The 13,538-nt window shown below is 32.2% G+C and carries 14 protein-coding genes; 5 read left to right on the top strand and 9 right to left on the bottom strand.

Annotation, left to right across the window (positions count from 1 at the left end; genetic code table 11):
• Window positions 1-44 precede the first annotated feature (44 nt).
• Window positions 45-1,160 (top strand): DUF1972 domain-containing protein, encoded by a 1,116-nt coding sequence (locus tag E0W69_RS10950; protein ID WP_131330102.1) that lies wholly within the window; start codon window positions 45-47, stop codon window positions 1,158-1,160.
• On the opposite strand, the gene E0W69_RS10945 is transcribed toward E0W69_RS10950, so the two are convergent.
• From E0W69_RS10945 to E0W69_RS10925, 5 genes are all read right to left on the bottom strand, one after another.
• Window positions 1,149-1,934: an ABC transporter ATP-binding protein gene (locus tag E0W69_RS10945; protein ID WP_131330101.1), complete on the bottom strand. Its 786-nt coding sequence runs from the start codon at window positions 1,932-1,934 to the stop codon at window positions 1,149-1,151. The two genes, E0W69_RS10950 and E0W69_RS10945, sit on opposite strands and share 12 nt — an antisense overlap.
• Before the next feature lie 60 nt (window positions 1,935-1,994).
• Window positions 1,995-3,203: a diaminopimelate decarboxylase gene (gene lysA, locus E0W69_RS10940; protein ID WP_131330100.1), complete on the bottom strand. Its 1,209-nt coding sequence runs from the start codon at window positions 3,201-3,203 to the stop codon at window positions 1,995-1,997.
• A 30-nt stretch (window positions 3,204-3,233) separates the two neighbouring features.
• Window positions 3,234-4,358: a cyclic dehypoxanthinyl futalosine synthase gene (gene mqnC / locus E0W69_RS10935; protein WP_131330099.1), complete on the bottom strand. Its 1,125-nt coding sequence runs from the start codon at window positions 4,356-4,358 to the stop codon at window positions 3,234-3,236.
• Between the two features lie 132 nt (window positions 4,359-4,490).
• Complete coding sequence (locus E0W69_RS10930) at window positions 4,491-5,561, bottom strand: S1C family serine protease (RefSeq protein ID WP_131330098.1); 1,071 nt, start codon at window positions 5,559-5,561, stop codon at window positions 4,491-4,493.
• A 21-nt stretch (window positions 5,562-5,582) separates the two neighbouring features.
• Window positions 5,583-6,155, bottom strand: coding sequence for an RNA polymerase sigma factor (locus E0W69_RS10925; RefSeq protein WP_225321233.1), 573 nt, complete (start codon window positions 6,153-6,155; stop codon window positions 5,583-5,585).
• Between the two features lie 150 nt (window positions 6,156-6,305).
• Here E0W69_RS10925 and E0W69_RS10920 point away from each other — a divergent pair, with 150 nt between their 5' ends.
• From E0W69_RS10920 to E0W69_RS10910, 3 genes are all read left to right on the top strand, one after another.
• Window positions 6,306-6,512, top strand: coding sequence for an entericidin (locus E0W69_RS10920; protein ID WP_131330096.1), 207 nt, complete (start codon window positions 6,306-6,308; stop codon window positions 6,510-6,512).
• A gap of 92 nt (window positions 6,513-6,604) precedes the next feature.
• Window positions 6,605-6,814 (top strand): hypothetical protein, encoded by a 210-nt coding sequence (locus tag E0W69_RS10915; RefSeq protein WP_131330095.1) that lies wholly within the window; start codon window positions 6,605-6,607, stop codon window positions 6,812-6,814.
• Between the two features lie 337 nt (window positions 6,815-7,151).
• Window positions 7,152-7,442 (top strand): hypothetical protein, encoded by a 291-nt coding sequence (locus E0W69_RS10910; protein WP_131330094.1) that lies wholly within the window; start codon window positions 7,152-7,154, stop codon window positions 7,440-7,442.
• A 591-nt stretch (window positions 7,443-8,033) separates the two neighbouring features.
• Here the strand turns inward: E0W69_RS10910 and E0W69_RS10905 are convergent.
• The 4 genes from E0W69_RS10905 to E0W69_RS10890 form a co-directional block, all read right to left on the bottom strand.
• Window positions 8,034-9,149 (bottom strand): T9SS type A sorting domain-containing protein, encoded by a 1,116-nt coding sequence (locus E0W69_RS10905; RefSeq protein WP_131330093.1) that lies wholly within the window; start codon window positions 9,147-9,149, stop codon window positions 8,034-8,036.
• 101 nt (window positions 9,150-9,250) lie between these two features.
• Complete coding sequence (locus E0W69_RS10900) at window positions 9,251-10,132, bottom strand: helix-turn-helix domain-containing protein (protein WP_131330092.1); 882 nt, start codon at window positions 10,130-10,132, stop codon at window positions 9,251-9,253.
• A 112-nt stretch (window positions 10,133-10,244) separates the two neighbouring features.
• A complete protein-coding gene (locus E0W69_RS10895) occupies window positions 10,245-11,135 on the bottom strand; it encodes a helix-turn-helix domain-containing protein (RefSeq protein ID WP_131330091.1) in 891 nt (296 codons plus the stop codon).
• Window positions 11,136-11,214: 79 nt separating this feature from the next.
• Window positions 11,215-12,039, bottom strand: coding sequence for an SDR family NAD(P)-dependent oxidoreductase (locus tag E0W69_RS10890; RefSeq protein WP_131330090.1), 825 nt, complete (start codon window positions 12,037-12,039; stop codon window positions 11,215-11,217).
• Window positions 12,040-12,602: 563 nt separating this feature from the next.
• On the opposite strand from E0W69_RS10890, the gene E0W69_RS10885 reads away from it, so the two are divergent.
• Entirely contained in the window at window positions 12,603-13,538 is a 936-nt protein-coding gene (locus tag E0W69_RS10885) for an NADP-dependent oxidoreductase (protein WP_131330089.1), read from the top strand.

Below are 13,538 nucleotides of genomic sequence, written 5' to 3'. Positions count from 1 at the left end.
GCATTTTTTTTACAATAAACCTTAATAACTCTAGCGCATTTTACATGAATATAGCAATCATCGGCACACGCGGCATACCCAATCATTACGGAGGATTTGAACAATTTGCAGAATATTTATCTGTTGGATTATTACAATATGGTCACCAAGTAACGGTATATAATTCTCATAATCATCCATTTCAAGAGAAAACTTGGAATGGGGTAAATATCATACATAAATTTGATCCTGAAAAAAAAATAGGCACGGCTGGGCAGTTTATCTACGATTTGAATTGTATATGGGATACGCGTAAACGCAAATATGATATTGTACTACAATTAGGTTATACGAGTAGCACTGTTTGGGGGTGGCTTTTACCGATGAAAAGAAGTGTAATTGCTACTAATATGGATGGAATTGAATGGCGAAGAAGTAAATTTTCGCCACGCGTACAGAAATTTTTGAAATGGGCGGAAAGTTTGGCGGTAAAATATAGTCAATTCTTAATTTCGGATTCTGTAGGAGTGCAGCGTTATTTGTTGAAACAATATGATGTCGATTCTGCTTATATACCTTATGGTGCGCATGTATTTAAAAACCCAAATATTTCCATTTTAGATCAGTATGACCTAAAGCCCAATCAATATGATATGTTGATTGCGCGGTTGGAACCTGAAAATAGTATTGAAGCGATTTTGGATGGTGTCGTTTTAGCAAATACTGGACGCCCATTTTTAGTAATCGGTAATTATGATAAAGAATTTGGAGATTTTCTTTTAGATAAATTTGGAAAAAATCCATCTATTCGCTTTTTGAATAGTATCTATGATATCAATATTTTGAATAACCTACGCTATTATGCACATTTATATTTCCACGGACATACGGTAGGAGGGACGAATCCTTCTTTGTTAGAAGCAATGGCATCTTCAACAGTAATCTGTGCACACAAAAATGTGTTCAATGAATCTATTTTAGGTAAAGATGCTTACTATTTCTTAAATGCAAAAGATGTTGCTGCTTTACTTTTAAGTACAGATACAACAAAAAATGAATCAATTAAAGTAAACAATGTTACTAAAATTGATTCATTATATACTTGGGAAAATATAATCGAACAGTACAATTCCTTCTTCGAAAAAATAAAAGGACAATTTAAGCACAAATTATTGCGCTAATCCTTTTCTTTTATCTTCTATTTGACGCATTTTCTTTGCATCCTGTAAAAAGTCAGATGCAAAGATGAAGTCATTTAATAATTTGTCATCACTGTAGATGATTTCTTTATTGCTTCCTTCCCATTGTTTTTGACCTTGATACATATAGATAATGTGGTCGCCAATTTCCATTACACTGTTCATGTCGTGGGTGACTACAACAGTGGTCATATCATATTCTACCGTAATCTCTTTAATCAATTTGTCAATTAGCAAAGAAGTCTGCGGATCCAAACCTGAATTAGGTTCATCACAAAAAAGATATTTTGGATTTAATACGATTGCACGAGCAATACCTACACGTTTTTTCATACCACCACTTATTTCCGCGGGATATTTATTTTTCGCTTCAAGGAGATTTACTCTCGCTAGTACTTCATCCGCTCTTTTTTTACGTTCATTGTAGGATTTCCCAGAAAACATTTCCAACGGAAATAATACATTTTGCTCCACTGTCATAGAATCAAATAACGCAGAACCTTGGAATAACATACCAATTCTTTGTCTCAATTCCTTCTTCTCTTCCAATGGCATACTAACTATATCTTGACCATCATACTTAATATGACCCTCTTCTGGTGTGAAAAGACCAACTATACATTTTGTCAAAACTGTTTTACCGCTACCACTTGAGCCAATGATTAGATTACATTTGCTCGACTCCATGACAATATCCACACCCTTAATGATCGGTTTATCTCCAAAGCTCTTTTTAACATTCAATAATTCTATCATATATTATTATTCGGTGGATATGCTTTTCGCAAAAATAAGGGTAAATACTTTAAATAAATTTTAAAGCACTTCGATTTCATTTTTCAATAAATCCTCGAAAGTATCTCTTTTACGGATCAAATGTGCTTTGTTATTAAGGTAAAGAACTTCTGCAGGTTTCAATCTTGAATTGAAATTACTACTCATTTCAAAACCATAAGCACCCGCGTTGTGAAATACTAATAAATCGTTTTCGCGTACTTCATTAATTTTTCTATCCCAGGCAAATGTGTCTGTTTCACAAATATTTCCAACGACGGTATAAATTCTTTCAGGTCCACTAAGATTGGAGATATTTTCAATGAAATGATACGCTTCGTAAAACATAGGACGGATCAAATGATTAAAACCTGAGTTAACACCTACAAATACAGTTGCAGTAGTAGTTTTAATAACATTCGCTTTTACTACAAAATAACCACATTCGCTTACCAAATATTTACCTGGCTCAAACCAAACTTCCAATTCCTTGCCAATTTCTTTTTGGTAATCATTGAAGATTTTTGCAACGCGACTCCCTAATTGATCTACGTCCGTAGCTACATCATCTTCTTTGTATGGAACTTTAAAACCACTACCCAAATCAATAAATGTGAGATTAGGAAATCTTTTCGCAATGTCCAACATTACATCCAAACCCTCCAAGAATACATTAATATCTTTGATCTCGCTACCTGTGTGCATGTGCAAACCGACAACGTTCAATTTTGTTGATTCAATGATTCTCTCTACATGGCGTAATTGATGTATCGAAATCCCAAATTTGCTATCAATATGACCTGTGGAAATTTTATAATTGCCACCCGCCATAATATGTGGATTCAAGCGTATGCAAATAGGGTAGGAGTTGCCAAATGTATTTCCAAATTCCTCCAACATAGGAATATTGTCAATATTGACATGTACGCCCAAATCTTTACCAGCAACAATCTCTTCAAAATCAACACAGTTCGGAGTGAACATGATACGGTCAGGTGTAAAACCGGCCTTCAATGCCAATCTCACTTCGTATATACTTACACAATCAATATTAGCGCCTAGAGATTGTACATACTTTAAAATATTGATATTGGTTAAAGCCTTACAAGCATAGAAAAAACGAGCATTTGTCTTGGAAAATGCAGTCGTCAATTTGTTATATTGTTCAGCAATTTTTTCAGCCTCGTAAACATATACGGGAGTTCCGAATTCATTTGCAGCTGCAATCAGCTGTTCATTAGAAAGTGCCATGAGATGGGATTGGAAAAATAAATATTAAAATTAATAATTGATAACTTGCTCTTGAATGGTTTCTGGTATTTCCCTCCATTCGTATTGTTGATTACGCAATTGTGGTTCAAATCCAGCTTCCTTAATTGCTTCTTGGATCGTCTTATAAGTAAATCTGTGTGGCGCACCAGCAGCACTTACCACGTTTTCTTCAATCATAATACTACCAAAATCATTTGCGCCAGCATGCAAACAAATTTCCGCTGTCGCCTTACCAACAGTTAACCAACTTGCTTGAATGTTTTTAACATTTGGCAACATAATTCTGCTCAATGCAATCATACGAATATATTCATCCGCTGTTGTAAGATTATGTACACCTCTAATACGTGTCAATAAAGTATCTACATCTTGGAATGTCCAAGGTATAAATGCCAAAAATCCTTTTGCATCAGCAGGTTTTTGGGCTTGGGTATCTCTGATTTTGACTAAATGTATAAATCGTTCTTCGATCGTTTCCACATGACCAAACATCATCGTTGCACTTGTTGTAAGATGCAACATGTGTGCCTCATGCATAATCGCCAACCATTCATCCGAACCACATTTACCTTTACTTATTAGACGTCTTACTCTATCCACCAAGATTTCAGCTCCAGCTCCTGGTAAGGAATCCAAACCCGCCTCTTTCAATGCTTTCAAAGCTTCGTGATGGCTTACTTTACTTACTTTACAAATATGCGCAATTTCGGGTGGTCCGAGTGCGTGCAATTTGATCGTAGGAAATTCTTGTTTGATTTGACGAAAAGTATTGCAATAAAAATCCAAACCTAATTCTGGATGATGACCACCTTGCAAAAGCAATTGATCTCCACCATACTTAATAGTTTCTGTGATTTTTTTTCTATAAGTTTCCATATCTGTAATATAGGCATCCGCATGACCGGGAATTCTATAGAAATTACAGAATTTACAATTGGCAACACACACATTTGTTGTATTGACATTTCTATCAATCTGCCAAGTAACTTTTCCATGAGGAACTTGTACTTTGCGACATTCATCTGCAATGTGAATTAAATCCGCCAATGGGGCATTGTGATATAAATACACACCTTCTTCTACCGTAAGAAACTCAAAGTTGAGCGCCTTTTTATACAAATCTTCTAAATTCATCTAAATATCATTAAAATACTATCTAAAATAGGCAACAAATGTAACGAATAAACGCCGTATTACATGGTAAAATGAAAAAGCAGGCTATTTCTAGACCTGCTCTTATTTAAAGTTGGTTTTGAGGTATTTACCTTAATAAACTTTTACTAAGTAAATATAATCTTCCAATTCTTTTATTTGACTGGTCCTTGGTGTATTTTTCAATGACTTACTTTCCTTTAGCTTCAAAGAAATAGCTGAGGTGTCAGACTTTTTCCAATCATCTAAAGTTTGGTATATTTCGTTTGCCTTTATGGCAAATGATACACCTTCAGACTTCGTTTCTCTCGTACTTAAAACACCAATTATTTGTCCTTCTTTGTTAAAAATAGGGCCACCAGAGTTCCCAGGATTCGCCATCATAGAAACTTGAATAGTACTTGTATCTCCATCAAATCCAGTTGCCGCGCTTACATAACCTGTATTATAAACAATTTCATTTCTTGGATATCCCAATGTGAAAATGTCTTGTCCAAGATCTAATTTATTTCTTTTAATATCGTAAGGAAGTGATTTGCTAGGTTTAAAATCTTTATCCGAAATTTTAAGAATAGCTAAATCTCTAGTCTGATCTACATATACGATCGAAGTTTTAAAATCTTGTCCTTTGGTATTTGTAACGATAGCACCTTGTCCATTTAGAACGTGCGCGTTTGTAATAAAATAGCCTTTGGTATCGATTAAAAATGCGGAGCCTCCACTTTTTACTACCGCTCCCTTAGGAATTTTAGAAGCAACTTCTTTAATTCTAGAGGATTGTACTGCTTGTGTTTTTTTGATAATTTCAATATCTCTACTCAATTGTTGGATTTTGGATTCATCCGTTTTTGGGGAGAAATAATTGGTTACACCAGTTATTGTTATAGCTGTAATGCCAGCAATAGATGCTGCAATCGCAGTGACCTTTTTATATTTTTGGAAAAATGAAACGACTTTGCCAGGTGTTTTTTCTTCAGTATCTGGTAAATTGTTTTGAATAGAATGTAACGTGCTCAAAAAATGCTTTTTGTCAGCATAATCTTTCATAGCGTTGAAAAAAAGAATATTTTCTTCTATTTCAGTACCCTCCTCATGATCAAGATTTTTTAAGTCTTGATAAGAAATTTTGCCTTTCGAATTAAACAAGGCAGATTCTATTTCTTCCAACAATTGCTCTTTTTTCATAAAAAACTTCAGACTATATAATTATCGACTTTTTATTTTGTCGAAAAATAATTTCTTTAGACGCATCAGACATTTGTATTTCTGTGTTTTGGCATTATCTGTATTGGTATAGCCAAAAGTCTCAGATATTTCACGCATATCTTTTTTATGAATGTAAAAGGCTTGAAGTAGAGATCTACAAGGCTCTCCTAAACTCTCCATCGCCCAATCCATCGTTTCAAATTTTAAATTGGTTTCCTGCTCTTCCTCCGATCGTTGAATATTATCTTGTTCAGATAAGTCAGAAGTAACATCCTCTTGAATTTCCGTAGTGTATGTGTTATTTCTATTTAATCTTTTCAGCCAAATATTCTTACAAATTGCAAAAAGATAGGTGCTCAATTTACTCGTCAAGTTCAGATTGCCATTTTTAGCTTTTTCATATAATAATATAAGCGCTTCCTGAAACACATCTTTAGCCTCATTCAAGTCGCCTTTATTATTTATAATAAAAGACTTGATAATTTTAAAATTCTCTTTGTATATCGTTTCTATGCAGTAACGATCATTATTTACCAAACCTTTTATTAATATGTCATCTTGTGGAATCTGCACTATTAATCTCAATTATATATATACCAAAATGGCGATAAAAGTAACCCAAAGAAACATCGAAATATTTTTTTTAAAAAAAATATAATTTCTTGGGTTACCTTTTTTTAGTTCTGGTATTAACCTACATAAAACAATTATAAAAGTAACAAAATGAAAAAGTTATTATTCGTTTTAGCACTTGGTGCTTTCGCAGCTTCTTGCGGTAATGGTTCAACTGAATCTACTAAATCAGATTCTACATTAACAGATTCTTCTTTAGTATCTGACTCATCTGCAACAGCTCCAGCTGCTGATAGTGCTGCTACGCCAGCTGCTGATTCTGCAACTGCTACACCAGCTACTGATTCTGCAAAATAAAAAATATAAAGTAATTATTTTGAAATTCCAATTTCGATAATTACTTTTGCAAAAAATTAAGATTTATCTTCTTACTTAAAAATAAAATAAAAATGAAAAAATTATTATTTGTTTTAGCACTTGGTGCTTTCGCTGCTTCTTGTGGTAATGGTTCTGAAGCTACAGCAACTGCTGATTCTGCTGCTGCATCTGTAGATTCTACAGCAAGTGCTGCGAAAGATTCTATCACTGCAACTGCTGATTCTGCTGCTGCAACTGTAGATTCTGCTGCAAAAGCTGCAACTGATTCTTTGAAAAAATAATTTCTGAGTAATTCAGGTAGTTTGAATCTAGCTTGCAGATTTAAATTATAAAGATTTTCATATGGCAAGCAATCGTTAGAGGCCGTCCCTATTCTTAGGGAGGGCTTATTTTTTTATATGCTAAAAATAACTGCATTTAAGTGTAAAAATAGGGTAGAGGTGTAGCAAATGCCTTCTAGTTTTGTTGTTTTTTTATGCAATTGTAAGTCTAAATGTTCCTTAATTTTTTCCTATTTTAGGCATAAATTTAGTATATGGTAAGTGTAAAATCCCATTTAAAAGATGCAAAGTCAAAAGATGAAACTTTGATCATTATGTAACTTTTTATGGCGTTAAAGTGCCTATAAAGTATTCAACTGGGTTAAAAACTTTGCCAGCAGAATGGAATGATAAAAAGCAACGGATAAGAGAAAAGCGAAATATGGAATTATTTGAGGATGTAAATGCTAATCTTGATCGTATAGAAAATCATGCATTAAAAACCTATTTGGCAATGTCAAATACCAATGAGTTATTTCAGGCAATGAATTTTAAAGAACAACTCAAAATTGATTTAGGAAAGAAAAAAGATCTTACTAAATTTTCCTTTTTAGAATATATAGAAAAAGTAATTGATGATTGTGATTAGCCAAAGGAAAAAGCAAAGCTTAATGATTTTTTTAGGTACCTGAAAGAATTTACACAATCTATCGGACTAAGATTGTATTTTAATAGTATTACTCCAGATATAGCTATTGCGTTTAAATCTTACCTCGAAAATTGCAAAACTCGTTTTGGTTGATTGATGAGGAAAAATACGATTGCAACTAAATAATATTGATATTTTGAGAAAACTTATTAATAGAGCTTATAAATCTAGCATACCTCAAAGCGTTTATTTTAAGGATACAGCTTTTACAGCTCTTTAAGATATAGTCATGAACGCCCCCTGAAAATTGATGAATTGAAAGCAAAACACAATATTAAGTTTCCCGAGAAAAATAAAAGATTCGCTAGCGTAAGGGTAGGATATATTTTTGTTATAGGTGCCGTAAATTAAACATTTGTGCACTTTTCGCACATTTTATATAATTGTACGTTTAATTTTACACCCCCCTTAAATTCTATATCAATTAATCTTTTTTAAATTAGTTTAAATTGTAATATTTGATATGGTTTAAAAATTTTTCATAGGTTAACATTCCTAATATTTATTGGAAAAAGGTATTTTTCATAGGTTTTATCTTAGCATATATTTTAATGATATAGGGTTGTTGTTTTTTAATATTATTTTAATTATATAAAATCCTGAAGAAAGTCCATTTCTTAATTGAAATTGATTTGAACTCGGGATGATTTTATCCATTAATTGTCCAGATATATTATATAGCTGTATCATTTTTATATTATCATAACTTCCTTTGATATTGATTTGTCCATTTCCAGGATTTGGATATATGGAAATGTCATTATTAGAATTAGACGTCATATTAATAGAAATTACCTTGGATAAGGAGTAATTTCCATCATAATCTACTTGCTTTAATCTATAATAATTTATAGTTGGACTATAATTGTAATCAATATATGAGTAGTTATTTATTGAATTCGTTGTTCCACTTCCATTTACTACACCTATAGAGTCATATTCAATTGCATTTTCTGATCTTTGTAATGCATAATATTTGTTATTAATTTCAGAACTTGTTGACCAATTTAATTGAATAGCATTAGTTATTGAAGTTGCTGTGAAATCAGTAAGGGTGATGGGTAGTGAATAGTTAGACGTAGAAATTAAATAATTGCTAGAATCTGTATTGTAGTTGTCAAAACTATAAGCGCCTTTTGGTCCATTAGCATCATTATAATTAGACACGTTAAATGTTATTTTAGCTAAAGAAAATGCCGCCAATGGTAAAATACTGGTATTGTTAACCATGCTTTTATCACTTAAATTATCATAATAAGCACTTATTGTTGAGTTGGATGTCGTAGTAATGCTTGTTGTATAAGTATATGGGGAGGTTGTAGTGGATATATCTCCACTTGCAGGGAAATAAGTCGTCACATCTGTAGCACTTGAACTGCCTCCAAATGTAATATTACCATAGATACTTGTAGTACTTGGGAAATTTACGGCTGTAATTGTTAATGTGCAATTAATTTCAAAATTTATTTTTTGATAGTTATAATTTCCGATATCTTTAATATTTACAGTATTAGTTGTAATTGCAAATTTTATGTATTGGCTTTCATTACTACCAGTTACATAAAATGTTTTTGAGTAAGTTGTTTGTGCATTACTACTAGTAGCAAACAATACTGCTATTACGCTATATACAATATAATATTTCATTGTGTTTCTTAACTCAATTATGCTATTTGATTGAAATAGAATTAATTGGGTTGCAAAACTAAAGAGTGATTATATCACAATAAAGGTAAAAAATAGACTAATTATGGTAAAAATCGTGAAGAAATGATATTGTTTGCTGCTTCTTTCCTAAAATCATTAGGAGTTAATCCAGTCCTTTTTAAGAAAAATTTATTAAAATTTGAAGGGTCGTTATAGCCTAAATCGTATGCTATTTGTTGAATCGTTATAGATTGATTTAATAATAATCTTTTCGCTTCTGTAATTACTTTTTTTTGCATTATCTCTTTTGGAGGTAACCCTAGTTTCTTTTTACATTCATTTTTTAATATATTTTCTGTTGTTGCTAGTTTTTCAATATAAAACCCCAAAGAGGATTCTGTTTGGAAATGTAGATCTAGTAATTGGATAAATTTGACTGCAAGATTTTGAGAGTTGATTATTGGCAACTTTTCTATTTTTTCTGTTATAAAAATAGATGATTTTTTCAATGCTAATAATAAAACGGTAGTTAGTAGGTTCTTAATAATATGGATATCGATGTTCTGTTGTATATTTTTTATTTCTATGTATAATTCAAATATCTGTTCAATAACTTGAAGTATAAATTTACTATATTCTTTAAGCTCTATAGTGGCGAGATTATCTCCTGACTGTAAATTCTCTTTTTTAAAATTGTTAAATAATATTTGTCTAGATTGTTCTTTGTCTGTGAAAAATATTTCAGAAAATCCAAATACTTTGCTGTTTTGTAAAGAAGTTAGTTCAATTAATGTATGGATTTGTAACTGAGAAAGGAAAAGTAAATGATAATTTTTTTTATTGCTTGTATCAATTATAATATAATGAAAATCTAGATTTAATTTGAAAGGATTTGATTCACTATTTAACTCAGATATTGAGCCAAACCATAAATTTTTGTTGATAAGTAGTAGTCGATTATCTATTTGTTGTTTGTGTTTCATTCTACAAAACTAAATGAAACAACACATACTGTTTGACTAAATATCCTTTAAAATATCCTTTCATATTTTATTTTTCTTAAAAATAAATTAAAATTATAAATGAACTATTTCATTAATTCATCTGCATCTTTCTATATTCCAAAGGTGTCATGCTAGATTGCTTTTTAAATAAACGTGTAAAATAGGAGGCATTTTCGAAACCTAAATCGTAAGCAATTTCGGATATACTTTTTTCACCCAAACGAAGTTGATTTTTAGCTTCTGAAATAAGCGACAAATGTATTAATTCCAATGCGGTTTTCCCCGTTTCTTGTTTCAATAAATCACTCAAATATCTCGGCGATAAATACAATTGTTCCGCCATATAGTTGACACTTGGTAAGCCTTGATCTTGCAAACTATTTTTGGCCAAATAATTTTTTAAAACTTCATTAAAACGAGAGATTGTTTTACCAGACAGTTGTGTTCTGTCAATAAATTGACGTTTGAAATAACGTTGTGCGTATTTCAATATAGCGTCTACGTGACTCAAGATAATTTCACGACTATACTCATCTGGATTATTGTGATATTCTTCTTCAATTTTTGAATATAGTTCTTTGATTATTTGCTCTTCTTTTGGGGAAAGATGTAGCGCTTCATTTACTTCATAGTCGAAAAAACTATATTGTTCAATGGTTTTGAATAATTCATGCCCTTTCAGATAATCTTCATGAATCATAATCATAAAGCCATTTTCTTCAAATTCCAAGCCTTTCATCTCAATAATCTGGCGAGGTTTGGCGAAAAACATGGAACCATTTTCATGATCAAATTTCGTTCTTCCATACATGATATGTCCTGCTTTAATCTTCTTGAACGCAATCACATAACAGTCAGTCGTAAACTCCCGATCACCTAAAGGACAAGAGGACATACAACCTACTAAGCCAAAAAGAGGATGCTCAGGAGCTCCCCACAAATTTTGGTGATACATATCGGTAAGAGAATGGTAGTGAAGCATAATTGAATTTTTCGATATATAAAATTAGGATAAATATCAATAGCAATTTTCCGAAGAAATTACTATTGATATTGTAAAATTAGTGACCGTGTGCCGTAATGCTTACTTCTTTCCAATCTTCGATTTCCTTCAACCGCGCGGAATATACATCATGCATTAAATTATACGCAACTTTTCCAAACAATAATCTTTTAGGAGGATTTGGATTGTCAATTAAGTTCAGAACTGGTTGCACTGTAGCTTCTGGTTTACCCCAATTATCTGCATTGTCACCAGACTCTGCAAATGCTTTACGTATTGAATTATAGTCAGTGATATCAGCGCTCGTTTGACCGGCAGAAGCGCCCGCCCAATCTGTTGCATAGCCATTTGGCTCAATTAAAGTTGTGTGAATACCTAGTCCAGAAGTTTCTGTTGCAACCGTTTCTACCAAACCCTCCACTGCAAATTTTGAAGCATTGTACAATCCCAATAATGGTAAAGTTGTCAAACCAAGAACACTTGAAATCTGTATTAGATATCCACTTTTTTGCTGACGAAAAATGGGCAAAATAGCTTGTATTACCCAAAGAGAACCAAAGAAATTCGTTTCCATTTGTTGTCTAGCTTGCGCTTCAGTTGTTTCTTCTGTCGTTCCGAATAAACCATATCCCGCATTGTTTATTAATACATCAATTTCTCCAAAATGTTTAGCGGCTTTATTTACTGCTTCGAATACGGAATTTCTGTCATTCACGTCTAATGCCAATGGTAATACATTTTCGCCATATTTAGTTACTAAATCTTTTAATGCATCAGTATTTCTGGCGGTTGCAGCAACTTTGTCGCCGCGTCTTAATAGGGCCTCTGCCCATAATCTGCCAAATCCTTTAGATGCTCCTGTAATGAATATTATCTTGCTCATTTTTGAAAATTTTAATTTGTTTTTATCAATTTGATATAGCAAAATTATTGAGGTTATAAGCAAATCAATTATTCATTTGAGCGGAAGAATAGCACATTTTTACGTATCGAAAAAAGCTCTAACTTTATTTTTCGAGTTAAGTTTATGAAAAAAGTAAGTCCAGTCTTTGTATATGTTTTATTAATGTTAATACCTTGTCGGCTTTATGCAGAAGGTCAGGAATGGATGAGAGATGTTGACAGTGCAGTATTGTTTATTAAATTATTATCACTATACTCAATTTTTTCGTTATTCATATATATATGCATTAAGAAATATTTTAGAAAAAGATATCTTAAATTTTCGCTTTTTATTTTTGTTATATCTGCAACTATAATACATTGGGAAATAGCTAAAGAGAGAGAATTTAAACCGGATTGGAATAATTTAGATAAGAATCATATTGACACGACTCAAATGTATTAAATACTTTCCTACAAATGTGAAAATTATCCGCTGATTTGTATCATTTTAAAATTATGAAACTATAGAGCTTTGCCCTATCAAATTAAAAGATAAACAAAATGAAAGCAATCGTATTAAATGCGCCTGGTGGTGTAGATCAATTAGAATATCAAGATTTTGACATTCCAACTATTCAAGATGGAGAAGTTTTAGTAAAAGTAAAAGCTATTAGTATCAATCCTGTGGATGTTAAAAGTCGAGCTGGACATGGTATGTATGGTATGTTGAAGGATTTTCGTCCATTGATTTTAGGTTGGGATATTTCCGGCGTAGTTGAAGAAACTAAGAGTGATAAATTTAAAGTTGGTGATGCCGTTTTTGGTATGGTTAATTTTCCAGGTCATGGCAAAGCTTATGCAGAATATGTCGCTGCACCTGCTGCTCATTTGGCTTTAAAACCAGCCAATATCGATTTTAATGAAGCGGCTGCAACTACGCTCGTTGCATTAACTGCTTGGCAAGCACTTGTAGAAAATGGCAAGGTTCAAAAAGGTCAAAAAGTATTGATACATGCGGCTTCTGGTGGCGTTGGTCATATCGCTGTACAGATTGCAAAATATTTAGGTGCGGAAGTTACCGGAACGTCTTCCGAAAAAAATAAAGATTTTGTATTGAGTTTGGGAGCGGATCATCATATTGACTATCATAACTATGATTGGATTGCTCAAAAAAGAGAATTTGATTTTGTATTAGATACCATTGGTGGTAATAATATTGATAATTCTTTAGCAGTAACCAAAGAAGGTGGTACTGTTATTAGTATTCCTTCTGGTTTAAATGAAAATGTTACAGAAAAAGCAAAGGCATTAGGTGTAAATGGATATTTTATTTTAGTTCATTCGAATGGGAAGCAAATGCAACAGATTGCTGATTTACTTACCAATGGAACGATTAAAACAACTATTGCACAGAAATTTCCATTTAGCCAAATGAGAGAAGCACATTTGCAACAAGAAACAGCTAGAACTGTTGGTAAAATTATAGTGGAGTTATAG

This window comes from Rhizosphaericola mali (assembly GCF_004337365.2).
Lineage (GTDB): Bacteria > Bacteroidota > Bacteroidia > Chitinophagales > Chitinophagaceae > Rhizosphaericola > Rhizosphaericola mali.
This window is presented reverse-complemented; position numbering and strand designations above follow the sequence as displayed.